At 67.0% G+C, this 25,601-nt stretch carries 26 protein-coding genes and 1 tRNA gene; 9 read left to right on the top strand and 18 right to left on the bottom strand.

Annotation, left to right across the window (positions count from 1 at the left end; translation table 11 throughout):
- Nucleotides 1–286: 286 nt before the first annotated feature.
- The 5 genes from thrB to argS all read right to left on the bottom strand — a co-directional run bounded on the left by thrB (nt 287) and on the right by argS (nt 6,720).
- Nucleotides 287–1,234: a homoserine kinase gene (thrB, locus tag H977_RS0112550; RefSeq protein ID WP_029108198.1), complete on the bottom strand. Its 948-nt coding sequence runs from the start codon at nt 1,232–1,234 to the stop codon at nt 287–289.
- 5 nt (nt 1,235–1,239) lie between these two features.
- The gene (gene thrC, locus H977_RS0112545) at nt 1,240–2,340 is read right to left on the bottom strand and encodes a threonine synthase (protein ID WP_036475752.1); all 1,101 of its coding nucleotides are present in this window, start codon (nt 2,338–2,340) and stop codon (nt 1,240–1,242) included.
- The gene (locus H977_RS0112540) at nt 2,337–3,656 is read right to left on the bottom strand and encodes a homoserine dehydrogenase (protein WP_029108196.1); all 1,320 of its coding nucleotides are present in this window, start codon (nt 3,654–3,656) and stop codon (nt 2,337–2,339) included. The genes thrC and H977_RS0112540 overlap by 4 nt, the downstream gene beginning before the upstream one ends.
- The gene (gene lysA / locus H977_RS0112535) at nt 3,653–4,987 is read right to left on the bottom strand and encodes a diaminopimelate decarboxylase (protein WP_196808229.1); all 1,335 of its coding nucleotides are present in this window, start codon (nt 4,985–4,987) and stop codon (nt 3,653–3,655) included. The genes H977_RS0112540 and lysA overlap by 4 nt, the downstream gene beginning before the upstream one ends.
- Before the next feature lie 83 nt (nt 4,988–5,070).
- Nucleotides 5,071–6,720 carry an arginine--tRNA ligase gene (argS, locus tag H977_RS0112530; protein WP_029108194.1) on the bottom strand — a complete coding sequence of 550 codons (1,650 nt, stop codon included), beginning with the start codon at nt 6,718–6,720 and terminating at the stop codon, nt 5,071–5,073.
- A gap of 105 nt (nt 6,721–6,825) precedes the next feature.
- On the opposite strand from argS, the gene H977_RS0112525 reads away from it, so the two are divergent.
- The 3 genes from H977_RS0112525 (at nt 6,826) to H977_RS0112515 (ending at nt 9,198) form a co-directional block, all read left to right on the top strand.
- Nucleotides 6,826–6,898, top strand: a tRNA-Arg gene (locus tag H977_RS0112525).
- Between the two features lie 467 nt (nt 6,899–7,365).
- Nucleotides 7,366–8,523: an acyl-CoA dehydrogenase family protein gene (locus H977_RS0112520; protein WP_196808222.1), complete on the top strand. Its 1,158-nt coding sequence runs from the start codon at nt 7,366–7,368 to the stop codon at nt 8,521–8,523.
- Between the two features lie 12 nt (nt 8,524–8,535).
- Nucleotides 8,536–9,198, top strand: coding sequence for a GntR family transcriptional regulator (locus H977_RS0112515; RefSeq protein ID WP_036475750.1), 663 nt, complete (start codon nt 8,536–8,538; stop codon nt 9,196–9,198).
- On the opposite strand, the gene H977_RS0112510 is transcribed toward H977_RS0112515, so the two are convergent.
- The 5 genes from H977_RS0112510 to H977_RS0112490 all read right to left on the bottom strand — a co-directional run bounded on the left by H977_RS0112510 (nt 9,195) and on the right by H977_RS0112490 (nt 14,207).
- On the bottom strand, nt 9,195–9,935 hold the full coding sequence (locus tag H977_RS0112510) for an ABC transporter ATP-binding protein (RefSeq protein ID WP_029108191.1): 741 nt from the start codon (nt 9,933–9,935) through the stop codon (nt 9,195–9,197). The genes H977_RS0112515 and H977_RS0112510 overlap by 4 nt on opposite strands.
- Nucleotides 9,911–10,741, bottom strand: coding sequence for an ABC transporter permease (locus H977_RS0112505; RefSeq protein ID WP_231395944.1), 831 nt, complete (start codon nt 10,739–10,741; stop codon nt 9,911–9,913). Before H977_RS0112505 ends, H977_RS0112510 begins: the two co-directional genes overlap by 25 nt.
- 47 nt (nt 10,742–10,788) lie before the next feature.
- Nucleotides 10,789–11,847 carry an ABC transporter substrate-binding protein gene (locus H977_RS0112500; RefSeq protein ID WP_029108189.1) on the bottom strand — a complete coding sequence of 353 codons (1,059 nt, stop codon included), beginning with the start codon at nt 11,845–11,847 and terminating at the stop codon, nt 10,789–10,791.
- A 12-nt stretch (nt 11,848–11,859) separates the two neighbouring features.
- Nucleotides 11,860–13,215: an LLM class flavin-dependent oxidoreductase gene (locus H977_RS0112495; protein ID WP_029108188.1), complete on the bottom strand. Its 1,356-nt coding sequence runs from the start codon at nt 13,213–13,215 to the stop codon at nt 11,860–11,862.
- 110 nt (nt 13,216–13,325) lie between these two features.
- Nucleotides 13,326–14,207 (bottom strand): LLM class flavin-dependent oxidoreductase, encoded by an 882-nt coding sequence (locus H977_RS0112490; RefSeq protein ID WP_029108187.1) that lies wholly within the window; start codon nt 14,205–14,207, stop codon nt 13,326–13,328.
- Nucleotides 14,208–14,257: 50 nt separating this feature from the next.
- On the opposite strand from H977_RS0112490, the gene H977_RS0112485 reads away from it, so the two are divergent.
- From H977_RS0112485 to H977_RS0112470, 4 genes are all read left to right on the top strand, one after another.
- Nucleotides 14,258–14,671 (top strand): VOC family protein, encoded by a 414-nt coding sequence (locus H977_RS0112485; RefSeq protein ID WP_029108186.1) that lies wholly within the window; start codon nt 14,258–14,260, stop codon nt 14,669–14,671.
- 84 nt (nt 14,672–14,755) lie between these two features.
- Nucleotides 14,756–16,066, top strand: a complete 1,311-nt coding sequence (locus H977_RS0112480) for a sensor histidine kinase (RefSeq protein WP_029108185.1) — start codon at nt 14,756–14,758, stop codon at nt 16,064–16,066.
- Nucleotides 16,054–16,698, top strand: a complete 645-nt coding sequence (locus H977_RS0112475) for a response regulator (RefSeq protein ID WP_029108184.1) — start codon at nt 16,054–16,056, stop codon at nt 16,696–16,698. Before H977_RS0112480 ends, H977_RS0112475 begins: the two co-directional genes overlap by 13 nt.
- Nucleotides 16,699–16,730: 32 nt before the next feature.
- A complete protein-coding gene (locus H977_RS0112470; RefSeq protein WP_029108183.1) occupies nt 16,731–17,627 on the top strand; it encodes a DUF4097 family beta strand repeat-containing protein in 897 nt (298 codons plus the stop codon).
- Here the strand turns inward: H977_RS0112470 and H977_RS0112465 are convergent.
- Nucleotides 17,624–18,646, bottom strand: coding sequence for a nitronate monooxygenase (locus H977_RS0112465; protein WP_029108182.1), 1,023 nt, complete (start codon nt 18,644–18,646; stop codon nt 17,624–17,626). The two genes, H977_RS0112470 and H977_RS0112465, sit on opposite strands and share 4 nt — an antisense overlap.
- Nucleotides 18,646–19,170, bottom strand: coding sequence for a GNAT family N-acetyltransferase (locus H977_RS0112460; protein ID WP_029108181.1), 525 nt, complete (start codon nt 19,168–19,170; stop codon nt 18,646–18,648). Before H977_RS0112460 ends, H977_RS0112465 begins: the two co-directional genes overlap by 1 nt.
- A 55-nt stretch (nt 19,171–19,225) precedes the next feature.
- Between H977_RS0112460 and H977_RS0112455 the strand changes: the two genes are divergently transcribed.
- A complete protein-coding gene (locus tag H977_RS0112455; RefSeq protein ID WP_029108180.1) occupies nt 19,226–19,609 on the top strand; it encodes a VOC family protein in 384 nt (127 codons plus the stop codon).
- Here the strand turns inward: H977_RS0112455 and H977_RS0112450 are convergent.
- Together H977_RS0112450 and H977_RS0112445 are read right to left on the bottom strand one after the other, a co-directional pair.
- A complete protein-coding gene (locus H977_RS0112450; RefSeq protein ID WP_029108179.1) occupies nt 19,587–20,237 on the bottom strand; it encodes a maleylpyruvate isomerase family mycothiol-dependent enzyme in 651 nt (216 codons plus the stop codon). The two genes, H977_RS0112455 and H977_RS0112450, sit on opposite strands and share 23 nt — an antisense overlap.
- Nucleotides 20,224–21,138 carry an alpha/beta hydrolase gene (locus H977_RS0112445; protein ID WP_231395938.1) on the bottom strand — a complete coding sequence of 305 codons (915 nt, stop codon included), beginning with the start codon at nt 21,136–21,138 and terminating at the stop codon, nt 20,224–20,226. Before H977_RS0112445 ends, H977_RS0112450 begins: the two co-directional genes overlap by 14 nt.
- 65 nt (nt 21,139–21,203) lie before the next feature.
- Between H977_RS0112445 and H977_RS0112440 the strand changes: the two genes are divergently transcribed.
- Nucleotides 21,204–21,857, top strand: a complete 654-nt coding sequence (locus tag H977_RS0112440; RefSeq protein WP_029108177.1) for a TetR/AcrR family transcriptional regulator — start codon at nt 21,204–21,206, stop codon at nt 21,855–21,857.
- Here H977_RS0112440 and H977_RS0112435 read toward each other — a convergent pair.
- From H977_RS0112435 to cysN, 4 genes are all read right to left on the bottom strand, one after another.
- Complete coding sequence (locus H977_RS0112435) at nt 21,826–22,296, bottom strand: Rrf2 family transcriptional regulator (RefSeq protein WP_029108176.1); 471 nt, start codon at nt 22,294–22,296, stop codon at nt 21,826–21,828. The two genes, H977_RS0112440 and H977_RS0112435, sit on opposite strands and share 32 nt — an antisense overlap.
- Before the next feature lie 71 nt (nt 22,297–22,367).
- On the bottom strand, nt 22,368–22,964 hold the full coding sequence (locus H977_RS0112430) for a cysteine hydrolase family protein (RefSeq protein WP_029108175.1): 597 nt from the start codon (nt 22,962–22,964) through the stop codon (nt 22,368–22,370).
- A gap of 52 nt (nt 22,965–23,016) precedes the next feature.
- Complete coding sequence (locus H977_RS0112425; RefSeq protein ID WP_029108174.1) at nt 23,017–23,760, bottom strand: 3'(2'),5'-bisphosphate nucleotidase CysQ; 744 nt, start codon at nt 23,758–23,760, stop codon at nt 23,017–23,019.
- Nucleotides 23,757–25,601, bottom strand: coding sequence for a sulfate adenylyltransferase subunit CysN (gene cysN, locus H977_RS0112420; protein WP_196808221.1), 1,845 nt, complete (start codon nt 25,599–25,601; stop codon nt 23,757–23,759). The genes H977_RS0112425 and cysN overlap by 4 nt, the downstream gene beginning before the upstream one ends.

Here is a 25,601-nt window from a genome sequence, read left to right as displayed (position 1 = left end):
ATGTGGTGCGAGGGTTCCCCAAAGGTCGATGCGCGTTCAGCTGAACCGCTGACCGCGTAGCTCACACCGTCGCCTGCGCAACGGCGATCGCCAGGATTCGCCGATACACGGCGAACCGTCAGTCCACGAGTAGAACACAAGAAGATTGGGTGGTCGTCCTGGTGTCGACGCAGGCAGAGACCCTGCGAGTGCTGGACGAAAGCGAGAATATCTCGCTTTGATGAAGTAATCAAGCAACGTGCACGCTTGGCGTGTGGCGTTTGCTTCTTCTCGCGCCGTTCAATCGTCAGTTCCTGGCGGCCACACCCGACGTCCAGCGGACGCCTGCTCCGACCGACATTTCCCTGACGGTGAACCCGTTGGCAGTGCCGTAATCCATGGCCTCATCAGGCAATCCCACCTGAGAGCTGAGGCCGAGGACCGTAGGTCCGGCCCCGGACAACACTGCCGCAACCCCACAACGCCGTAGCAGTCCCAGGTATTCCGCGGAGGCCGGCATGGCCGCCGCACGCTGTGGCTGATGCAACACGTCCTGGGTGGCGGCCATCAGCAGGTCCGGGCGCTCGCTCAACGCCACGACCAGCAAGGCCGCGCGGCTGACATTGAACCGAGCCTCGACATGGCTCACCTGCTCCGGCAGCACCGCGCGGGTCTCGGCTGTGGAAGAGCGCTGCTGCGGCACGGCGGGGAACAAGCGGATGTCCGGATGGACCCGGATCGGCGCCGCCCGGTAGCGCGGGCGTCCGTCGGCATCGGTCTCGGTCCAGGACACCACCGCTCCGCCGAGAACTGCCGCGGCGGCATTGTCAGGATGCCCTTCGAAGTCACTGGACAGCTGGATCAGCTGCTCCGCGCTCATCGGATCCGAACCCGCTTGCGCCACAAGGCCATTGACAACAGCCAGACCCCCGACCACAGCAGCTGCCGATGAGCCGAGCCCACGCGAATGGGGAATCTCGTTGCGGCACCGCACGATCAGACCAGCAGCGCGGTAGCCGGTGGCCGCCAGCCCCGCCTCGATGGCCCGCACCACCAGATGCGTCGCATCAAGCGGAACCTGGCCTGCACCCTCACCCTCGACTTCCAGCTGAAGGCCGGATTCGGTTGTCTCGACGATGATCTCGTCATAAAGGCTCAACGCCAACCCCAGGCTGTCGAAACCTGGGCCGAGGTTGGCGCTGGACGCTGCGACGACAGCGGTGGCCGTGAGCCCGGCGGGCAGGGTCTGATTCACCAGGCTCAGACCAGTCCGAGCTTGGCGACCACGGCGACGGGATCGACCGGCAGTGCCGCGACGGTAGGCATGTCCTTGAGTGCGGTGTCGGGATCCTTCAGACCGTTCCCGGTAACCGTGCAGACCACCGTCGAGCCACGCTTGACCCAACCGTCCTCGATCGACTTGAGCAGACCCGCCACGCTGGCCGCCGACGCGGGCTCGACGAACACGCCCTCACTGCGGGCGATCAGGTGGTAGGCGGCGAGGATCTCGTCGTCGGTGGCAGCCAGGAACTTGCCCTTGGACTGCTGCTGAGCCTCGACCGCTCCGGACCACGATGCCGGCGAACCGATCCGGATCGCGGTGGCGATGGTCTCGGGCTCCTTGACCGGCTCACCCAGCACCAGCGGGGCAGCGCCTGCCGCCTGGGTGCCGAGCATGCGCGGCAACCGATCCGACAGACCGTCGCGGTGGTACTCGGTGTAGCCCTTCCAGTAGGCGGTGATGTTGCCCGCGTTGCCGACCGGCAGCGCGTGCACGTCCGGGGCGGTGCCCAGCGCGTCGACGATCTCGAACGCGGCGGTCTTCTGTCCCTCGATGCGGTAGGGGTTGACCGAGTTCACCAGGGCGATGGTCGGGAAATCCGCGGTGATCTTGCGTGCCAGCTCCAGGCAGTCGTCGAAGTTGCCGTCGACCTGAATTATCTTGGCGCCGTACATCACTGCCTGCGCCAGCTTGCCCATGGCGATCTTGCCCTGCGGGATCAGCACCGCACAGGTGATGCCTGCCTGCGCGGCATAGGCCGCTGCCGAGGCCGAGGTGTTGCCGGTCGAAGCGCACAGGACGGCCTGCTGTCCACGCGCCAGCGACTCAGTGACTGCCACGGTCATGCCGCGGTCCTTGAACGAGCCGGTCGGGTTGAGCCCCTCGACCTTGAGATGCACTGTGCAGCCGGTGAGTTCGCTGAGGCGCTTGGCATGGATCAGCGGCGTGCCACCCTCGAGCAGGGTGATCGGCGTCCAGTTGTCGCCGACCGGCAGCCGATCGCGGTAGGCCTCGATCAATCCCGGCCAGGGCCGGTGCACCGGCCCTGCGCTGGTCTTTGGGTGAGTCCCGGGATTCATGCGTTCGTTCCTTCCATACGCAGCACGCTGTTGATGGTCTGCACCACGTCGAGATCGGCCAGCGCCTCGACGGTTTCCGAGAGCGCGGCATCGGTGGCTTGGTGGGTCACCACGACGATGCGCGCGCCGCACGGCTGCCCGCCCTCGTCGACCATGCCCTCCTGGCGCACCTCGGCGATGCTGACCTCGCGCTTGGCGAATTCGGCTGCCACGGCCGACAACACGCCGGGCCGGTCCGAGACGTTCATGTTGACGTAGTAGCGGGTGGGGATGAATCCGATCGGGGCGATCGGCAGCTTGGCGTACTTGGATTCGCGCGGACCGCGGCCACCCTGGACCCGGTTGCGCGCGGCCATCACGACGTCACCCATCACGGCCGACGCGGTCGGCGCTCCCCCGGCACCCTGGCCGTAGAACATCAGCCGGCCGGCCGCCTCGGCTTCGACCACCACGGCGTTGAAGGCACCGTTGACCGCGGCCAGCGGGTGCGTCAGCGGCACCAGCGCCGGATAGACGCGCGCCGAAACACGTTGCTTGCCTTCATCACTGGTGAGGCGTTCGCAGATGGCCAGCAGTTTGATGGTGCAGCCCAGCGCTCGCGCGGACTCGAAGTCCGCCGAGCTGACCTTGGTGATGCCTTCGCGGTAGACGTCGTCGGCGGTGACCCTGGTGTGGAATGCGATCGAGGCCAGAATTGCCGCCTTGGCCGCGGCGTCGTACCCCTCGACATCGGCGGTCGGATCGGCCTCGGCGTAACCCAAGGCACTGGCGTCGGCCAGTGCCGAGCTGTAATCGGCTCCGGTGCTGTCCATCTCGGACAGGATGTAGTTGGTGGTGCCGTTGACGATGCCGGCCACCCGCAGCACGGTGTCACCGGCCATCGACTGGGTCAGCGGGCGGATCACGGGGATCGCGCCGGCCACCGCGGCCTCGAAATACAGGTCGACGCGCGCCTTTTCGGCGGCCTGAGCCAGCTCACCGGTGGACTGAGCCATCAGCGCCTTGTTGGCGGTGACCACCGACTTGCCCTGCTCCAGGGCGGCCAGGATGGCCTTGCGGGCCGGCTTCACCGGGCCCATCAACTCCACCACGATGTCGACGTCGTCGCGCGACACCAGCTCGACGATGTCGTCGGTCAGCAGATCCTTGGGCACGCCACGGTCACCGGAGACATTCCGCACACCGATGCCGCGCAGCTCGAGCGGGGCGCCGATGCGCGCCGCGAGATCGGCGGCGCTCTCGTCGATGATGCGCACCACTTCGCTGCCGACGTTACCCAGGCCCAGTACAGCTACGCCGATGGACTTCTCACTCACTGACCAACCTCCAAGCTCAAAAGATCGTCGACGGTCTCCCGACGGAGCACCAACCGCGTCTTGCCGTCCTTCACGGCCACCACGGCCGGACGGCACAGCAGGTTGTACCGGCTCGACATCGAGTAGCAGTAGGCGCCCGTCGCCGCCACCGCCAGCAGATCACCCGGCGCGATGTCATCGGATACCCAGGTGTCACGGACGACGATGTCACCCGTCTCGCAGTGCTTTCCGACGATGCGAGCCAGAGCCGGCGGGGCCTCGCTGACGCGGGAGACCAGCCGGGCGTCGTACTCGGCGTCATACAGTGCGGGGCGGATGTTGTCGCTCATTCCACCGTCAACACTCACATAGCGGCGCTGCGCGGTGGCGCTGATCGCCACATCTTTGACGGTTCCCACTTCGTAGAGCGTGATGGTGCCGGGACCGGCGATGGCGCGGCCCGGCTCGACAACCAGTTTGGGAGCGGGAAGACCGACGGCCTCGGACTCGCTGCGCACGATGGCCAGCAGCTTGTCGGCCAGCTCCTTCATCGGCGGCGGATCATCGTCCGGCACATAGGAAATACCCAGACCACCGCCGAGATCGATGACGGACATCTGCGACGTCTTCTCGACACCGAACTCGGAGACGACGTCGCGCAACAGGCCGATCACCCGGTGAGCCGCGACCTCGAAACCGGCGACGTCGAAGATCTGGCTGCCGATGTGACTGTGCAGACCCACCAGACGCAGGTTGTCGGTCGCGAATACCTTGCGTACCGCTTCCATGGCTGCACCACTGGCCAGTGACAGGCCGAACTTCTGGTCCTCGTGGGCGGTGGAGATGAACTCGTGGGTGTGGGCCTCCACGCCGGGCGTGACCCGCACCAGCACGTCCTGGACGATGCCGGCCGCTCCGGCGATCGCATCCAGACGCTCGATCTCGATCTCGGAGTCGAGGACGATGTGCCCGACCCCGGCCTTGACCGCCGCGGTCAGCTCGTCGACCGACTTGTTGTTGCCGTGCACCGTGATTCGCTCCGGAGGGAACTCGGCACGCAGCGCCACCGCCAGCTCACCGCCGGTCGCCACGTCGAGCGAGAGGCCTTCTGCGTCGACCCAACGGGCGATCTCGGTGCACAGGAACGCCTTGGAGGCGTAATGCACGTGCTCACCGCCACCGAATGCCGCGGCGATGTCGCGGCAGCGAGACCGGAAATCGTCCTCGTCGATCACGAACAACGGGGTGCCGTATTCGGCCGCCAACTGCGTGACCGGCACTCCGGCGATCGAGACCACACCGTCGTCGCCACGAATCAGGTTGCGCGGCCATACATTCGGCGCCAGCAGCATGATCTCGCCGGGGCTCTGCGGCTTGGCGGGCGCGCCGGGGTGGTGGACCTCTTCGGCGTGTCGCGGGCCGGTGGGGTGCGCGTTCACATGCGCTCCGGGGCAGTGACACCCAGGATGGCCAAGCCGTTGGCAATCACCTGCCGGGTAGCTTCACACAGCGCCAGGCGTGCGGAATTGAGCTCCCCTGGGTCTTCATCGCCCTGCGGCAGCACCCGGCAGGCGTCGTAGAACCGGTGGTAGTCGCCGGCCAGGTCTTCCAGGTACCGGCACACCCGGTGTGGTTCACGCAGTTCGGCAGCAGTCTTGAGCACCCGGGGGAACTCGCCGAGGTTGCGGATCAGGATGCCCTCTTTGTCGTGGGTCAGCAGATCCAAGTGAGCGGTATCCGCGGTGACCCCCAGATCGGCGGCATTACGGGCCAGCGCCGACAGTCGTGCGTGCGCGTATTGCACGTAGTAGACCGGGTTTTCGCTGGACGCACTGGACCACAGCGCCAGATCGATGTCGATCGGTGTGTCCACCGACGAGCGGATCAGCGAGTACCGGGAGGCGTCGACTCCGATGGCCTCGACCAGATCGTCGAGGGTGATGACGGTGCCGGCGCGCTTGCTCATGCGCACCGGCTGGCCGTCGCGGACCAGGTTGACCATCTGGCCGATCAACACCTCGACGGTGTCCGGGTTGTCCCCGAGCGCGGCCGCGGCGGCCTTCAGCCGGGCGATGTAGCCGTGGTGGTCGGCGCCCAGCATGTAGATGCAGAGGTCGAACCCGCGCTGGCGCTTGTCGAGGTAGTACGCCAGGTCGCCGGCGATGTAGGCCGCGTTGCCGTCGCTCTTGATGACGACACGGTCCTTGTCATCACCGAACTCGGTGGTGCGCAACCAGGTTGCGCCGTCCTTCTCGTAGATGTTGCCGGTCTCGCGCAGCTTCGCGATGGCCTGGTCGACACGGCCGGAGGTGTGCATCGAATCTTCGTGGGTGTACACGTCGAAGTCGGTGCCGAACTCGTGCAGCGATTCCTTGATGTGGGTGAACATCAGGTCCACACCGATCGCGCGGAAAGTCTCCTGCTGCTCGTCGGCGGGCAGGCTCATCGCGTCGGGACGTTTGGCCAGCACGGACGCGGCGATGTCGTTGATGTAGGTACCGGCGTAGCCGTCCTCGGGCGCCGGCTCCCCCTTGGCCGCGGCAACCAATGAGCGGGCGAACCGGTCGATCTGGGCGCCGTGGTCGTTGAAGTAGTACTCGCGGGTGACATCGGCGCCCTGAGTGGTCAGCAGCCGGCCCAGCGCGTCGCCCACCGCAGCCCAGCGGGTTCCGCCGATGTGGATCGGTCCGGTCGGGTTGGCCGAGACGAACTCCAGGTTGACCTTCTCGTTCAGCTCGGTGGAGTTGCCGTACGTGTCCGCCGCGGACAGCACGTTGGTGACGATGACGCCCTGCGCGGAGGCCTCGATGCGCAGGTTCACGAAGCCCGGGCCGGCGACCTCGGCGGCGGCGATACCGTCGGCCGCGGTCAGCGCGGTGGCCAGCCAGCCGGCCAGCTCGCGCGGATTGACGCCGACCTTCTTACCGAGCTGCAGCGCGAGGTTGGTCGCGTAGTCGCCGTGCTCGAGGTTGCGGGGACGCTCGACCGTGACGGTGTCGGGCAACGCGGCGGTGTCCAGGTCGTGTTCGGTGAGCACTGCGGCGGCAGTAGCCTTGAGCAGCTCTGCAAGGTCGGCGGGGGTCACGAGGGTCCATCCTATGGTCTGGGGTCCCCGCGCCCCGAATCCGTATTCGCTCGCCTATGCGCTACGCTATCCAAGCCCAATCGGCGCAGCTGGCATCCAGCCCGCGCCCCCGTAGCTCAGGGGATAGAGCGTCTGCCTCCGGAGCAGAAGGCCGCAGGTTCGAATCCTGCCGGGGGCACTTTCATTTATGCAGGTCAGAACCGGATATTTGACACTGACCATCAGCGGACGGTTTCGCGTTCCGAGTGGCGGAATCTGACATCCACCGGGCGAGCTTGTCGGGGTTTCGCGATGTCTGGATGCGTTTGATCCGGTCCCCTACGACGTCGAACGCGAATACGGCCGCGCCGCCACCGCGACCTGCCCTGGTTGCAGGGCAACGCCGTGAGTAACGCAGGGGCGATTCTCGGCATGGATCTTCGCCACAGCGTTACTCACGCGAACACCAAAGGGTTGAGTGCCGCACCGAGATTGCACTGAGGGACAGAAACGCCGCCGACGTTGTCCCTGCCTGCAGTTTCGATGCGGAACTTGAGAGCGTCGGTCCGCGGGGCCGGTGACCACGCCACCGCCGCAAGCAGCCACATCGTTGGCGCCGCAAACTCTATAGAATATTTTCCATAGAGACGTCGAAGGGACCCGCAAGTGATCACCCTGTCCGCCGAAGAGCAGGCCATCGTCGAGACCGTCCGCGACTTCGTCGACAAGCAGGTCCGGCCCGTGGTCCGCGAGCTCGAGCACGCGAACACCTACCCGGAAGCGCTCATCGAGGCGATGAAGGAGATGGGCATCTTCGGGCTGGCGATCCCGGAACCCTATGGCTTCGCCGCGGTGTCGATGCCCTGCTACGCCCAGGTCACCGAGGAACTCGCCCGCGGCTGGATGAGCCTGGCCGGCGCGATGGGCGGACACACGGTGGTGTCGAAGCTGTTGCTGCAGTTCGGCACCGAGGAGCAAAAGCAGAAGTACCTGCCCCGGATGGCCACCGGTGAACTGCGCGCGACGATGGCCCTCACCGAGCCCGGCGGCGGCTCCGACCTGCAGGCCATGCGGACGGTCGCCACGAAGGACGCATCCGGCTATGTGATCAACGGGTCGAAGACCTGGATCAGCAATGCCCGCAAAGCCGGCCTCGTCGCGCTGCTGTGTAAGACCGATCCGGCCGCCTCCCCCGCCCACAAGGGTGTGTCAATCCTGTTGGTGGAGAAGGTCCCCGGCTTCACGGTCTCGAAGGACCTGCCGAAGTTGGGATACAAGGGCGTCGAGAGTTGTGAGATCAATTTCGTCGACTGTCACGTCGATGTCGATGCCCTGTTGGGCGGCGTCGAGGGACGCGGCTTCGCCCAGATGATGAAGGGCCTCGAGGTCGGCCGAATCCAGGTGGCGGCCAGGGCAACTGGTGTCGCGCGTGCCGCCTTCGACGACGCCCTGCAGTACGCCCAGGACCGGGAGAGTTTCGGGGTGCCGATCTGGAAGCACCAGTCGGTCGGCAACATGCTGGCCGATATGGGCACCAAGCTCTATGCCGCCCGCAGCCTGTTGCTCGACGCGGCAGAGCGGATCGACGCCGGCGGCCGCTGCGACATGGAGGCCGGCATGGCCAAGCTGTTCGCCTCGGAGACCGCGATGGAGATCGCGCTGAACGCGGTGCGGATCCACGGTGGCTACGGCTATTCCACCGAGTACGACGTCGAACGTTATTTCCGGGATGCACCGTTGATGATCGTCGGCGAGGGAACCAACGAGATCCAGCGCGGCGTGATCGCCAAGCAACTGGTCAAGCGCGGCGGAATCGACATCTGAGGCGTGTCGGGGATGAACAAGAGACGCGCACCGATGCGCTTGTCCGACGTCGTCTCGGCCCATGTGCGCGAGCTCATCGTTTCGGGGCAACTGCATGCGGGAGAGTTCATCCGCCCGGAGGTGGTCGCTGAGGAACTCGGGGTCAGCGCCACCCCGGCGCGCGAGGGGCTGCTCCAACTTCAGACCGAGGGCTTCCTGTCCGTCGAGCCTCGACGCGGCTTCATGGTGACCGCGCTGTCGAGCGACGACATCCGCGACATCTACGACGCCCAGGCGCTGCTGGGCGGTGAACTTGCGGCCCGTACCGCCGCGACGATCACGCCGGAGACGGTCGACGAGCTCGAACGGATCCAGGATGCGCTCGAGCGTGCCGCTGCGGCCAAGGATTTCGATGAAGAGGAACGCCTCAACCATGAGTTCCACGCCCTGATCTACCGGCTGAGCGGATCGCGCAAGATGCGCTGGTTGATCAAGACGACGCTGGCGTACGCACCCCGGAAGTTCTTCGCCGCGGTGGAAGGGTGGCCCGAGGCCTCGGCCCAGGATCACCGCGCCATCATCGAACACCTGCGCGCCAACGACGCCGAGCAGGCCCGCGCCGCGATGGCCCGGCACATCCGCAATGCCGGCGCGCTGCTGGCCGAGCACTTGGCTCAGAACGCTGAATCGCGTTAGCCGGCAGGCTCGCCCACCCCGAGCGCAGCGAGCAACGCCTCACGGTGCGCGATGAACTCGGGGTTGCGGTAGTTCCGTGCGTCGGGGCTCTGGAAGTCCAGATTCCGGTCGACGACGAACGCTCCGCCGTCGAGGACGAGGACCCGATCAGCCAGCGTCACGGCCTCGTCGACATCGTGGGTCACCAACAGCACGCCGGGCTCGTACTTGGCGCACAGCTCCTTGAGCAGATGGTGCATGCGGACTCTGGTGAGGGCGTCGAGCGCTCCGAAGGGCTCATCGGCCAGCAACAGGGCCGGATTGCGCACCAGCGACCGCGCCAGCGCCACCCGCTGCTGCTCACCGCCGGACAACTCGTAGGGCCAGGCCTGTTCGCGTCCGGCCAGGCCGACGTCGGCGAGCACCGTGCTCGCCCGTTGTCTGACCTCGCGGCCCGACAGCCCGAGCGCGACGTTGTCGAGCACCCGCGACCATGGCAGCAGCCGGGAATCCTGGAACACCACCGACACGTCGCGGGCCACGAACAGATCCCCGGCTCCGGCCACGCCGTGGTCCAGCCCGGCCAGCGCCCGCAGCAGCGTGCTCTTGCCGGACCCGCTGCGTCCCAGCAGGGCCACGAACTCACCCTTGCGGATGGTGAGGTTCACGTCATCGAGAATCGTTGTGCCGCCGAATGATCGGCTCAGGTTCCGGACGACGGCCACTTCCTCGGTCAGGTTCCCAGTGCGCGCCGCCACGACAGGGCTCTCCTCTCGACCGCCCGGACGACGTAGTCCCCGGTGAGCCCGAACACCGCGTAGACCAGCAGGCCGACCACCACGACGTCCAGCTGCCCGTACAGCCGCGCCTGGGTCATCAGGTAGCCGATACCGCTCGTCGCATTGACCTGTTCGACCACCACCAACGCGGTCCACGAGATGGTGACCGCGAGCCGCAGTCCGGTGAAGAAGCCGGGCAACGCACCCGGGATCGCGACCTTGCGGATGAATTGACCACGCGAAAGTCCGACGGTTTCAGCCAGTTCGACGTGCCGCAGGTCGACACCTTTGAGCTGCGCGGTGGTGTTGATGTACACGGGAATCAGCACGCTGGTGGCGATGATGATGATCTTCATGGTGTCGCCGATGCCGAACCAGATGATCGCCAGCGGGATGATGGCCAGCGTCGGCACGGCACGCTTGACCTGGATCGGCCCGTCGACGATGGCCTCCCCGATACGGCTCAGCCCCGAGATCAACGCGAGGGCCAGACCGAGAGCGACTCCGATGGCCAGCGAGATCGAGGCCAGCTTGAGTGACGCGAGGATATTCGCGGGCAACCGGCCGTCCGACCACATCTCACCGATGGTCCGCACGATGTCGAGCGGGGGCGGCAGGGTCCGAGGATCGAGGATGCCGAGTTGCGAGGTGACGATCCAGATGGCCACCAGCAGAAGTGGTCCAATCGCCAACGATGCGGGTATGGCCCGTCCCGGCCCGAGCCGCCGCCGGCGCTGCGTGCCCGACCGGTGTTCCAGATGCGGGTAGTTCTGGCGTTCAACCAGATTCGGGTCTGTGTTTGCGGCACGGGCCGGCTGCGTCTGAACGGCTGTCACTGCTTGCCCGTCGACGTCGCGTTGAGATCGGCGAACCGGGAATCGAATTCGTCCTTGGCGTGCAACTCTTTCCCGGGGAACGCACCGGCTTCCTGAAGCAGGTCGATGGTCTGCTGCTGAGTGTTGATCAGCTCGTCGGTGAATCCCGGCACCGAGGACTTTCCGTCGGCCGCCGCGATGGCCTTGGCGTCCTCTGGGCTGACCTTCTGATCCTTGATCAGGTACTCGTCGATCCAGGTCTGCTTGTTGTCGTTGAGCCACTGTTCGGCGCGGTACCAGGCGATCACGAACTCGCGGATGGCTGCCGCGCGAGCCGGGTCGGACAACGCTTCCTGACTCGCGTAGACGTAGTACAGGCCGGGGTAAGCACCCGGGGCATTGGGGATTTCGATGCTGCCGTCCCCCTGCGTGGACGCGAGGTAGCGGACGCGGTCCGGTTGTTTGAGCACCGCGGCGTTGACCTGCTCGGCGCGCAGTCCGTCGGCGAACTCGGCCAGGCCCAGATTGATCGGCTGCACATCCTTGATGCTCAATCCGACGGACTTGAGGTTGCGCAGGACGACCGCCTGTTGCGCCGTACCCTCGTTGATCGCGATCTTCTTGCCGGCCAGGTCTTTCAACGTCTTGATACCCGACCGCGGCGAGGTTGCCAGCACCAGTCCGTTCCCGTCGTACTTCACCGCACCGACGATGGGCACCCCGGCATCGGAATACTGCGCGAGGATCGGCGGGACATCACCGACGCGGCCCAACTGCGCGTTGCCCGAGCGGATCGCCTCCAAACGCAGCGGCCCGCTGCTGAAGTTGGCGTAGGTGACGTCGGCGCTGAGCCGGTCCTGCTCACCGGAGAGTTTGAACAATGTCTTCAGCCGGTTCGCATCGTCGGCCACCACCAGGCTCGTCCCCTTCGGAACCGCCACCGGAATCGGCGCGTCGGCAGACAGGCCGCCGGAGCCTGATGCACCGGATCCGGACGACTGGCAGGCAGCGACCAGGCCGGCCACCAGGCCGGCGGCCAGAATCACCCGGGCCGCACGGGTCAACGGATTACGCATTCAGGTCCCCTGTCAGCTCGCAGCCGACACGGGAGCATCCGTGCCGGTGTCGAATCGGTTGGCCGGCCGGTCCAATCCGAGGTGGTCACGGAGTGTGGTGCCGGTGTATTCCTCACGGAAGATGCCGCGGCGCTGCAACTCTGGAACGACATGGTCGACGAAGTCGGCCAGTGAGGACGGCAGCGCGGGTGGGATCAGATTGAAACCGTCGGCAGCGCCGGTGGTGAACCACTCCTCGATGGTGTCGGCCACCTGTTCGGGCGTGCCGGCGAACAAGCGGTGTCCCCGGCCGCTGCTGAGCCGCAGCAACAACTCTCGAACGGTGAGGTTGTCGGTCTCCACGAGCCGCTTCACCAGGGCGAGCCGGCTCTTGATGAACGTGTCGCCCGGGTCCTCCGACGGGAAGGTCAGCTTCCGATCGAGATCGTCCTTGGTGACCGCGAATCCGACGATGGCGCTGAGTTGTTCGAGCCCGTAATCGGGCACGGTGAGTGCTTCGAGTTCGCGTTGACGCTCGAAGGCCTCGGCCTCGGTGCCGCCGATGATCGTCGACAAGCCGGGCAGGATGTGCACCTGGTCCGGGTTGCGACCGAAACGGCGGATACGCGCCTTGACATCGCGGTAGAAGTCGCGGGCCTCGTCCAGAGTCGGTTGCGCGGTGAAGATGGCCTCGGCGTATCTGGCCGCGAGATCCTTACCCGGCTCGGATGATCCGGCCTGGAACAGGACCGGATGCCCCTGTGGAGAACGGGGGACCTCCAGCGGCCCGGCCACCTCGAAATGCGGGCCGGCATGGTTGACCGCATGGATCTTGGCGGGATCCACGAAGCGCGGCGCGTCCTTGTCGCCGACGATGGCGTCATCTTCCCAGCTGTCCCACAACTTCAACGCGACCTGGAGGAACTCATCGGCTCGCCGGTAGCGAGTCTCCGGGTCAGGGTGATTGGGAACCCCGAAGTTGGCCGCGGCCGAGGCGTTGGCCGTCGTCACGACGTTCCAGCCGGCCCGGCCCCGGCTCACGTGGTCGAGTGTGGCGAACCGCCGCGCCAGCCCGTACGGATCGTTGTAGGTGGTGGACGCTGTCGCGATCAGCCCGACGTTGGTGGTAGCCCCGGCGAGCGCGGCAACCAGCGTGAGCGGGTCGAGCGCATCGAACGGGCGAAACTCGGTCTGATCCTTGAGCACTGGGTGGTCGGCGAAGAAAACCGCATCGAGCTTGCCGCGTTCGGCAATTCTGGCAAGTTCGATGTAGTGGCCGATGTCGGTGATGCCCGACAGGTCGGTTTCCGGGAGGCGCCACGCCGCTTCGTGCTGACCGATGTTGCGCAGAAATGCGTTGAGGTGCAACTGCCGTGCGGGCGCAGCCATTGCGACGGGACTCCTTATGGACGGTGAACAGACTCCGTCCATTTGAAAGGGAAGGCCGTACTGCGAGAACAGTTAAGATCAGCGAAATTCCAGCTAATCCGCTGCGACGCTCAGGCGAAAGCTTCTGCCACCTCGGCCACCCGGCGCAGCTGGTCGATGTCGGAGCTGGTCGGGATCAGGTGCACCTCATCGGTTCCGATGTCCTCGAATTTGCCGAGCACCTCGGCCAATTGCTCTTCGGTGCCGGCCCAACCGGTCATGGGAGCCATGGCGTCGACGTATTCGGCCGGGATCCAGTTCATGTACCGGCGCAGGTGCCGATGCACCTGGGCGCGGGCTTCATCGGGTTCGCCGAGCGCGAACCAGAACGACGTGGCCAGATGCGGCTTGGGTTTGCCGGCCTCGGCCCAGGCGGTCCGGGCGATGTCGAACAGCTCGGCCTGGGCGGTCAGATTCAGATCCAGCGTGGTGCCGGCAACGCCGTCGGCCCAGGCGGCGGCGTCACGCACCGTCTTGGGGCCGATGGTGCCGATCTGCAGGGGCGGCCCGCCGGCCTGGACCGGCGGCGGCCCGACCGGGAGCACGGAGTCGGTCACCTTCTCCCCCGCCCATACCCGCTTCATCACCGCGACGCGCTCGGCCAGTCCCCGCCGGGTCTGGGACGCCGGATCGGCGCCGACCGCGTGGTAGTCCTCGTGGCGTCCGCCGACACCGATGCCCACGGTCAACCGGCCGCCGCTGAGCAGATCTCCGGTGGCCAGGCCTTTGGCCAGCATCACCGGGTCGTGTAACTGCGGCACCACCACCGTGGTCACCAACCGCACCCGGTCGGTCCACGCCGCCAGTGCGCCCAGCAGGGTCAGGCTGTCGGGGTTGTCGAAGGCGATGCGCTCGCCCCAGCACAGCGACGAGAACGGACCTCCGTCGATGACGTGCGCCCAGGACCGCAGCGTCGTCGCATCCAACTGAGGTTCCATGACCGGCATCGTCATCCCCACACGCACGCAGGGATTCTGTCACGCCGGAGTGGCAGCATGAAGCCATGGCCATCACCACGTCCTCGGTCGCCCATGTTCGGCTCACGGTCACCGACATCGAACGGTCCCGGCAGTTCTACGAGAGCGTTTTCGGCTGGCCGGTTCTCATCGAGATGCCGCGGGACGCCGCTCCCGAGATCCGCGCCCGTCTGGGTTTCCTGTTCGGCGGGGTCATCTACGACGCCGGGGGCACGTTGATCGGCCTTCGCCCTGTCGGTGAAGACGCGTTCGACGAGGACCGAACCGGGCTGGATCACTTGGCCTTCCGGCTCAAGAGCCTGGCGGAGTTGAATGACGCCGCGCTGCATCTCGACGATCTGGATATCGCGCACGAACCGGTCAAGGACATCGGCCCCTCCTACATCCTGGAGTTCCGCGATCCTGACAACATCGCGTTGGAGCTCACCGCACCGAAGTAGATTCACCACCCGGGGGTTATCCCCCACCGCGGTTCGGAGGAAAACGCTGTGTCGCCGGGCCGTGCGACTTCGTAGGTTGAAGGCATGGTCGCAATGAGCGAAACTGCCCTGCCCGCGCCGGCCGAGCCGGCGCCCCAGTCCGTGGCGAAATCACCCAACATCGGCCTCGTGCCGACGGCGTCGATGATCACCGGTGCGGCGCTGGCATTGGTATGGTTCTGGATTCCCTTGTCCATTTTGGTCATCGGGGTCTCCTCGATTCCGTCGGTGATCGGATTCCTGCTCGCCGGAGTGGTGTTCATCTACCTGATGCGCGGCGTCGAGTGGGTCGAGCGGGCCCGCAGTGAAGCGGTATTCGGCCTGGGCATCGGTATCCCACCCCGGCGGCTGTCGCCTCACACCGGGTTTCAGGGCTGGGCTCATCAGCTGTGGCTGGACATCAGCAGCACCAGGTTCTGGAAGGGCTTCTGCCACCACTATCTGCGGATGGCCTACGACATGCTGGCCACGGGACTCGCGTTCGCATTGCTCGCGTTCGCGTTCCTGGGGCCGGCCGCGGCCGTCGCCATCCGGCAGAGTGACGACGACGCCGGACTGATGTTCGTCTCGCCCCCGATCGCGTGGCTGCTGGCGATCGTCGCCGTCATCGCCGCGGCGGCCATCCTGATCTTCGCCCCGGCCGTGGACGTCGCGATCGACCGATGGCTCCTGCCGCCGTCGTCCACCGCGGCCCTGGAGCATCAGGTGAACGCACTGGCCGATGCCCGGCAGGGCGCCGTGTCCTCGGCTCAGACCGAACGCCACCGCATCGAACGCGATCTGCACGACAGCGTGCAGCCCCGGCTGGTGTCCCTGGCGATGACGATCGGCCTGGCCCAGACCAAGCTGGATTCGGATCCGCCCGCCGCCAAGGCGCTCATCGCCGAGGCGCACGACGATGCCAAGAGCGCACTGGTGGAGCTGCGCAACGTGGTGCGCGGTATCGCCCCGACGATCCTGTCGGACCGGGGTCTCGACGCAGCGCTGTCCTCGGTGGTGCAGCGCGCCGAGACCTCAGGTGTACCAACCACATTGCACATCGAGCTGCCACACAGGCTGCCCGATGAAGTGGAATCGGTCGCCTACTTCGTGGTCGCCGAGGCGTTGACCAACATCGCCAAGCATGCCAACGCCTCTCAGGCGGTCGTCACCGTCCGGTTGGATGACACGGCCAACGTGCTGTACGTCTCGGTCTTCGACGACGGTCAGGGCGGCGCAGTCATCGACGCCGGCGAGAATGCCACCGGTCTGCGCGGACTGGACGAGCGGGTCCGTGCCGCAGGCGGAACCTTCGGGGTGTCCAGTCCTGCCACCGGCCCGACGATCGTCACGGCGGTGCTGCCATGCGGATCGTGATCGCCGAGGATTCCGCGCTGCTGAGGGCCGGCATCGAACGGATCCTGGCCGACGCCGGGCACCAGGTCGTCGCAGGGGTGCCCGACGCCACGAACCTGCTGCGCCTGGTCAACGAGCATCATCCCGATCTGGCCATCCTCGACGTCCGGATGCCTCCGACCTTCACCGACGAGGGCATCCGGGCGGCGGCACTGCTGCGCAGCCAGAACCCCGAGTCGCCGGTCCTGGTGCTGTCCCACTACGTCGAAGAGCGTTATGCGGCCGATCTGATCGCCTCGGATACAAGGGGCTTCGGCTATCTGCTGAAGGACAGAGTGGCCGATGTGCCTGCATTTCTCGACGCCGTCGAGGTGGTGGGCGCCGGTGGCACGGTGCTCGATCCCGAGGTGGTGTCCCAGATCCTGCTGCGCACCGCCCGCCACAGCGCACTGGACCAGCTGACCCCGCGTGAGCGCGACGTCCTGCAGTTGATGGCGGAGGGTAGGACCAACTCGGCCATCGCTGCCGCACTTCACATCTCGGTCGGATCGGCCGAGAAACACATCGCCTCGATCTTCACGAAATTCGACCTCGCTCCCGACGAGAGCGAAAACCGCCGTGTGCTGGCGGTGCTGCGTTACCTCGAGACCTAAACCGAACATCCCTACCGGGAAGGACTTTCATCGTGACCACCATCGCCGCTCCACCGCCGGTCAACCCGCCACCCCAGTTGAACCCCGGTGGGCGCACCGCGTTCCGCCTCGTCCTGATCGCCGCGGCGACCCTGCTGGTGGCCGGCACCGTAGCCGGCCTCGGCGCGGCGGCCTGGGCCGTCAGCAACGTCCGGGTCGTCACCGATCACCAGGGGCTGCCCACCACCATGCGCTCACTGGTGATCGACACCGCACGCATCCCGATCGCGATCCGCATCATCGCCGACCGCGAAACTCGGGAAGCCGTAGCGGATTTGCGCCTGGTGAACACTTCTCACAGCGGAGCGCACCGGCTACAGGTCACCACTGACGGCAGCCAGACCCGGATCGCCATCGCCGGCAACCCCTCTCCGGTACTGGAATGGGCGCGTGGCGGGGAGATCACCATCGCGGTTCCGCCGGAGCAGGCGCGACGCCTCACGGTGCGCACAGAGCAGGAGATCGGCACGCTGATCGCCCATGCCGACGTAGACCAGCTGATCGCTCGGGTCAACGACGGCTCGATCATCCTGCGCGGCGCTGCCCGCCGCGTCGAGGCCCACACCGTCGACGGCGAGATCGTCTCGCGCGATCCCGTCGCGGTCACCGAAGAGTTCAGCGCCACCACGTCCGACGGGGACATCGCCGTCGACTTCCGCGACGCCGCACCGCGCCGGGTTGAAGCGGTGAGCCGCAACGGTGACGTGGTGATCGGATTGCCCGGCCGCGGGCCGTATCTGGTCCATGCGCAGTCCGGATCCTCGACCGAGGTGCGGGTGCCCGAGACGTCGGTCCCCGACACCGCGGCGGCCGAGGTCACCGTCCGCTCCGACGACGGCGATGTCGTCGTGGACAGTGTCGTCGAAGACGTGGGCCTCGGGCGCCGCTAGGCCGGGGCGACGCGGTCGATGATCTCGGCCGCCGACCCCGGACCGGCCTGGCGCCACCCGGTACCGGCCCATACGTTGGTGGCGTTGGGATCGCCCGCGGCCACCGAGGCCTTGCGCACCGGGCTGGTCAGATAATGGATCTCGGGATAGCCCAGCGGAGCCTGTGCGTCGTGCTCGACGGTGAAGCGGTTGCGCAGCCCGCGGGCATAGCGCCCGGAAAATGCCCGGGTGACAACGGTTTCGGTGAACTCGGGACTCTGCAGAGCGGCGCGGTGCACCGGGCTGCTGCCGGATTCGTCGGCCAGCAAGAACGCGGTACCGAGCTGGACGGCCACCGCGCCGGCGGCCAGCACACGCGCCACGTCGGCGGCGCTGACCAGCCCGCCCGCCGCGGCGACCGGGACGTCAACCGCGTCCAGCACCTCGGCCAGCAACTGATCCAGTGGTTGGGATGCGGGCGCGGCGGCCGGGTCGAACGTGCCCCGGTGTCCACCCGCTCCCGGCCCCTGTACGGCCAGGGCATCCACGCCCCGGGCCACCGCCAGTCGTGCCTCGTCCAGCGTCGTCACCGTCCCGACGGTCGTGATACCCGCACCGCGCAGCCGGGCGATCTCCTGCTCGCCCGGCAGTCCGAAGGTGAACGACACCACCTCCGGACGCAGGTCGAGCACCACGTCCAGCTTGTCGGCCCACGCGTCGTCGTCGTAGCGAGGGTCACCCAGTGCCACGCCGTAGCGCTGCGCCTCACCGGCCAGTTCCGCGGCGTAAGCCCGGATCTGCTCGGATGTACCCGCGCTGGGCTGCACGGCGAACAGATTCACGCCGAGCGCTTCGGTGGTCAAACCGCGCGCGGCAGTGATCTTTTCGGCCAGCGTTTCCGCGGCCAGATAACCGGCTGCGAGGAACCCCAAGCCGCCGGCGGTGCTGCCCGCCGCGGCCAGTTCCGGGGTCGTGGGCCCGCCGGCCATCGGCGCCACGATCACCGGCCGTTGCAACCCGCGAATATCGAATGTGCCCATCACCGCACCGCCTTCCCGAACAACAGCACGTCCTGCGGTTCGTCGCTGATATTGGGGAACACCGCATACCGCGCAAGCCTTCCCTCAAGTGGCAGACCACACCGTCGCAGTACCCCGGCCGAACCGGCATTGTCGACATGGCAGTACGCCGTGATCCGGTACACCGTGGGATCGGGCCGCAGGTCGGCCAGCATCAACGAAACCGCCTCCGACATCAGGCCTCTTCCCCACCACTGCCGCGCCAGGCAGTAACCCAGTTCCACCGCATACGGCTGCGGGCGTCGACGGCCACACAGCCCGGCCACTTCGCCGTCCACTTCGATCAGCCAGGTCTGCTCGTCCCCCACGTTGAACAACGTGGTGATGACGCGGCGCGTTTCGGTCACTCCCGCGTGCGGGCGCCAGGACAGATACCGCGTCACCTCGGGATCGGAGGCGATGCGGGTGTACAACGCCTCGGCGTCCTCGACAACCGGTGGCCTCAGCCGCACCTGCGGCCCGGCCAGGATCTGGGTGTTGGGCATGGTTCCCATCCTGCACCGTTGCCGGTGCCCCGGGTCCAGCGGTTTACTGGACTGAATGGCAATCACCTTCAATCACACCATCGTCGCCGCCAGGGACCGGCGTGTCTCAGCCGAGTTCCTCACCGAGTTGTTCGGCCTGCCCGGCCCGCAGGAGTTCGGGCCGTTTCTGGCCGTGACCCTCAATCACGGGGTGAGCCTCGACTACGCCCAGGTGGGTGCCGACGACGAAATTCGGCCACAGCACTACGCATTCCTGGTCTCCGAGGAAGAGTTCGACTCGATCTACGGCAAGATCCGCGACCGCGGCATGCAGCACTGGGCCGATCCCCGCGGTCAGCGCCCAGGCGAGATCAATCACAACGACGGCGGCCGCGGGGTCTACTTCCAGGACCCTTCAGGGCATTACCTGGAAATCATCACCCGACCGTACGGCGGCTGAGCACTCGCGCCGCGAGCAGCGCGACGCCTTCGCCGTGCAAGCGCGGCAACATCTCCGCCCGGTTGCCGAGCACCGATACCAACTCGGCCGCGCGGCCCTCGACGAGCGGGCCGTGCTCACCGTGTGCCCATTCCACATCCGTCGCCACCAGCTTCAGTCCACGACTGTTGCGGTACGCCGGCACGAACGGGTTCGGAAGGGCCACTTGGGTATTGAGCACCGCGATGATTGTGTCGGCGGGGATCCGCGGTTCCCGGCCGAGGGCGCACAGGATGTCGAGCTCGTGGGTGACGTGGTCACCGACGAGCAACCGACGCGGGAAGTACCGGCCGAGGCCGGACGGCCGGTCCGTCAACCTGCGGAAATCGTCCAACAGTTCGCCGGGGCTGCGGCGGAAGGCGCAGCTCTGGGCCAACGCGGTGTTGGCGGGGTCGAAAGCACGCCTACGGACTATCGCCGCGGTGAACTCCCCGAAACCACAGCTGTAGCCGACCACCATGTGCGCCAGCACCTCATGGTTCGTCCACTCCGTACACAGGCTCGGTGAGGCCCACTCGTCTTCGCCCAGCGTCGCGGCGACCTCGGCGAACCGGGTGTCGTTGGCCCGCAGCATGTCACGCGTGGACACCGAGATGCTCCGTGAGGAAGGCGGTTTGATCGGCCACTACCCCGCTCACCAGTGGTGGGTGATAGATCGCGAAATGGTCGGAGTCGTAGTGCCGGGCGACGCCATTGGGCGCCCGCTCGGCCACGAGCTCGGCGTAGCGCGGATCCATCAGGTTCTCCCGGTCGCACACGCAGACCAGCAGCGGGGCCCGGACGCGACGCGCATGCCGCAGCGCTGAGGTGGCCACCATGCGCAGCGCGTCGAGCGCGGCGATCCGGTTGTCGAAGCCGGCGCCCGGCGGCACGGTCGAGTTCCAGCCGGCCTCCGCCGCCGGCGCGCTGACCATGGCGTACCCGCCGGGCGGACCGACGATCGGCACGTAACGGCGGCTCCGGCGCAACAACGCGCGCACCCCGTCCTCGAGAATGGCCGGCGTCAGCCGCAAGGGGCCGAGCAGACCCGAACTGCGTATCGCACCCGGCCCGTGCACGATCGGGCACTGCACGACTGCGGCTACGACATCGACACGCTCGGCGGCCACCCGCACCACGTTCATCCCGCCGAGGCTGGTGCCCCACAATCCCAGGCGGGCGGCGTCGACATCGGTGTGCCTGCTCAGGTAATCCAGCGCCGCATGCACGTCCTGGCATTGCTTCGGAATGGAGATATGTTGGCGCGGAAGGCCTTCCGACGCTCCGGTGTGGCGATAATCGAAAGCCAGGGTGGCGAGGCCCGCGGTCGCGAAATGCTGCTCGTACTGCGCCAGCATCATGTCGTGCGTCGCGCCGAGCCCGTGGGTCAGCACCACCGCCGGGTGCGGGCCGGGCGTCGTGGGCAGCGTCAGCCAGGCTGCGCATTCGTCGGTGCCGGATACGAAGCCGACGCGGGTGGTGGGTATCGCGACCTGCATGACGACCTCCAAGATAAGTACGGTGTACGTATTCGATACACTGCAATACGTACGACGTACTTGTCAAGGAGTCAGGCATGCGGGCACGTTTCACGGTCGATGAAATCGCCTCAGCGGCATTGGGAATCGTCGACGCATCCGGACCGGAGGCGTTGAGCATGCGGGCACTGGCCGCCGCCTTGGGCACCGGACCGATGACGATGTACAACTACGTCGCCGACAAGGAGGCCCTGGAGGAACTGGTGGTCGCCGCGGTGGTCGCCGAGATCACCGTGCCGGGGGTGACCGACGACTGGCGGCACGACGTGCACGCGATTGCGACCGCCATGTGGCGTGGGGTGCGGGCGCACCCGGCGGCGATCCCGTTGGTGCTGACGCGCCGAATGTCCTCGGCCACCGGTTTCGCCGTCGCCGATGCACTGGTGGCCGCGCTCGGCCGCGCCGGCCTGTCCGACGGCGACCGGCTTTCGGCTTTCCACGCCGTGCTGGGACTGGTCACCGGATCCGCGCAGGCCCAACTTGCCGGCCCGCTGACCGGTGGTAGACCCGAGGCCGCGAACCGCATCGGATCGGTGGCGGCGGACGAGTATCCGCATATCGAAACGCTGTCGCACGTGGCCGCGCGGACACCGGTCACCGACGACTTCGACGGCGGACTACGCATGCTGATCGACGGCATCGCGATGCGTGCGGGCACCGCTACCCGTGTCCGCGCTGCTCTTCCTGATTGAGGTAGTTACCCGCCAGCTTCGCCACGTGGCCGGGCAGCGAGCCGGCCGCCACGTCGGCCAGGCTGGTCTCTTCCAGCACCGAACGCATGCTGGCCCGCAGCGCACGCCAGACGTCGGTCAGCGCCGCCGTCGGGCCGGAATACGGCAGATCCCCCAGTCCGATGTCACGCACACTGGCCAGCGGTCCGTCGATGCAGCGCAGCACGTCGGCGATGCTGATCTCACCGGCCGGGCGGGCCAGCTCGTAGCCGCCGTCGCGACCTCGATGGCTGCGGACCAGCCGGTCGTTGCGCAACGCGGTCAGGATGTCGACGAGGAACTGCGCCGGGATGCCCTGCGCCTTGGCCAGGTCATCGGTTTTGACCAGCTCACCGTCGTCGACCGTCGCGAGCTGCACCATGGCTCGGACGGCATACTCCGCCTTCGCCGACATTCGCATGCTCAGGATTGTGCCAGTTCAGTCATCGCGCACCGATGTAGGAAGCGGGAGTCCCGGCCGCGTCGTCACGCCTAATCCGGGATACCCGCGGCATCCGGGACGACGATGGCGAACAGATCCGACATCGCGGCCAGGCTGGCCGACTGCATGACCGCGGCGGGCACGGGTGCGCTGTCGGGGCCGGCCAGCGTGCGGGTGGCGGTGGCAGCGGCCACCACGGTCGGCGCGTAGCCGAGGTTGAAGGCGCCGCGCGCGGTGGAGTTGACGCACATGTGCGTCATGAATCCGGCCAGCACCAGATTCGACGCGTCGAGGCCCTTGAGCCGATCGTCGAGGTCGGTCTGGACAAATGAATTGGGAAATTGCTTGACCACCACCGGTTCTCCCTCGCGCGGGGCCACCGAAGCGACGATCGCGCCACTCTCCCCGTCGATGTCGTAGAGGGAGCCGGGACCGTCGGAGTGCTGAATGTGAATGATCGGGACACCCGCGCTGCGGGCCCGGTCGAGCAGTTGCGCGGCCTGCTCGAGCGCGGCCTGCACGCCTTCGAGCTCCATGATTCCCTGCGTGTAGGTGTTCTGACAGTCGATCAGGACCAGGGTGGAATCGGCGAGACGGGCCGGTGCAGCGGGCAGACTGGCCAGTTCACGCAGCGTTGGGCGGGTCATTCTGGTGAGCCTAGTGACCTTCCCGAGATCAACGCTATGCCTTCGAGGGGCACTACCCCTTCGTGACGGCCAATACCTGCTCGGCGAGTTCGGGCCGGCATACGATCAGATCGGGCAGCGTGGGGTCGGCCGAGTTGTAGCGGAGCGGCGAGCCGTCGATGCGGGAGGTATACAGACCGGCGGCGCGGGCCACCGCGACGGGCGCGGCCGAATCCCACTCGTACTGACCACCCGCGTGCACGTACACATCGGCGACCCCGCGGACCACCGCGGCGACTTTGGCTCCGGCCGAACCCATTTCCACCAGGGTGCCGCCGAGCGCCTCCCGGACCGCGAGTGCCACCGCGGGCGGGCGGGTGCGTGACACCACGACCCGGGGCGGACCGTCGAAGGGACGCGGCGCGGCCACCTCGGGAGTGGACAGCGTGGTGTTCTGCGCCGGCAACGCGACCGCGCCGGCCACGAGCTCGCCGGCACTCCACAGCGCCACGTGCACGGCCCAGTCGTCACGGCCCAGTTCGGAGAACTCCCGGGTCCCGTCCAGCGGGTCCACGATCCACACCCTGTCGGCGCTGAGCCGGGCCGGGTCAGCCCGCTGATCGGCCGTGGCCTCCTCGGACAGCACCGAGTCGCCGGGACGCAGCGCCGCCAGCTCGGCCATCAGGAAGTCGTGGGACTGCTTGTCCCCGGCCGCCTTTCGCTCGGCAGCCGAGGCATCGGCGAAATCGGCACGGACGTCGAGCAGCAGATCTCCGGCTCTGGTGGCCAGCCGGGCAGCCAGTTCATGATCGTTCACGACGGCAATTCCAGCAGCTCGATCACCATGTCTGCCAGTTCAGCGGTGCTGTGATCCGGCGTGAGCCGCAGATCCGGGTTCTTCGGCCGCTGGTACGGGCTGTCGATTCCGGTGAAGTGGGTGATCTCACCGGCCCGCGCCTTGGCGTACAGACCCTTGGGGTCACGGCTTTCGCAGTCCTCCAGCGGGGTGTCGCAGAAGACCTCGTAGAAGTCGACTCCGCGCTCGGTGGCGACCTTCCGCGCCAGCTCACGGTGCTCCTCCAGCGGGCTGATCGCCGGCACCAGCACGATCTGGCCCGAATCGGCCAGCAGCGCCGCGACGTGGGCCAGCCTGCGCAGGTTCTCTGCCCGGTCGGCCATCGAGAAGCCGAGGTCGGCATTGAGTCCATGGCGCAGGTTGTCGCCGTCCAGAACGTAGGCGGACACGCCCTTTTCGAGCAGCTTCTGCTCGACCAGCATCGCCACCGAGGACTTGCCCGACCCGGACAAGCCGGTGAACCACACGGTGCGCCCACGGCTGAGCCGATCCTGCGGGGTGACCAGCGACTCGTGCCGCACCGCGTTGGGACTTGCGGTTTCGTGGCGGGTGTCGCGCAACACCATGCCGGCGCCCACGGTGCCGTTGGTGTTGGGATCGATCAGGATGAACGATCCGGTGGCCGCGTTGCGGCTGTACTCGTCGAGCAGCAGCGGGGCTTGGGTGCGTAGCGAGATACGGCCCAGCTCATTGAGTTTGAGGGCACTCGCGGACTTGTCCCGATGCAGGGTGTTGACGTCGAGGCGGTAGTCCAAGCCGGTGACCTTGGCCCGCGTGGTTCGCGTCGTGTGCTTGATCAGGTATTCACGCCCCGGCTCCAGCGAGGACTCGTCGGCCATCCAGCACACCGTGGCGTCGAACTCCTGGGTGACCCGGGGCTGGTTGTTGGGCCGCGCGAACATGTCGCCGCGCGAGATGTCGATGTCGTCGGACAGGCTGATGGACACCGCCATCGGAGGGAACGCCTCCTCGACCGGCCCACTGGGCCCGGCGATCTCGGTGATGCGGCTGGGCTTTCCGGCCGGCAACACGATCACATCGTCGCCCGGGCGCAGCACACCGCTGGCGACGGTGCCGGCGTAACTGCGGTGGTCCGCGTGCTCGTGGGTCTGCGGGCGGATCACGTACTGCACCGGGAAGCGCACGTCGACCAGATTGCGGTCACCGGCGATGTAGACGTCTTCCAGGTGGCTCAGCAAGGCCGGGCCGTCATACCAGGGCGTGACGTCCGACTTGGTGACGACGTTGTCGCCCTTCAGTGCCGACAGCGGGATCGTGGTCACGTCGTGAACATCCAAACGCGCTGCGAACGCGTGGAACTCGTCGCGGATCGCCTCGAACCGCTCCTGATCCCAATCGATCAGGTCCATCTTGTTCACGGCCAGCACGATGTGCTGGATGCCCAGCAGCGAAGCCAGGAACGCGTGCCGGCGTGACTGCTCGAGCAGGCCGTGACGTGCGTCGACCAGCACGATGGCCAGCTGCGCGGTGGACGTCCCGGTCACCATGTTGCGGGTGTACTGGATGTGTCCGGGGGTGTCGGCGATGATGAATTTGCGCTTGGCCGTGGCGAAGTAGCGGTAGGCGACATCGATGGTGATGCCCTGTTCCCGCTCGGCCCGCAGGCCGTCGGTGACCAGCGCGAGGTCGGTGTAGTCGTTACCGCGCTCCTTGGAGGTCCGCTCGACCGCCGCCAGCTGGTCCTCCATGACAGCCTTGGAGTCGTACAGCAGCCGGCCGATCAGGGTGGACTTGCCGTCGTCGACGGAACCCGCGGTGGCGATGCGAAGAAGCGTTGCCAT

Source organism: Mycobacterium sp. URHD0025 (assembly GCF_000426065.1).
Lineage (GTDB): Bacteria > Actinomycetota > Actinomycetes > Mycobacteriales > Mycobacteriaceae > Mycobacterium.
This window is presented reverse-complemented; position numbering and strand designations above follow the sequence as displayed.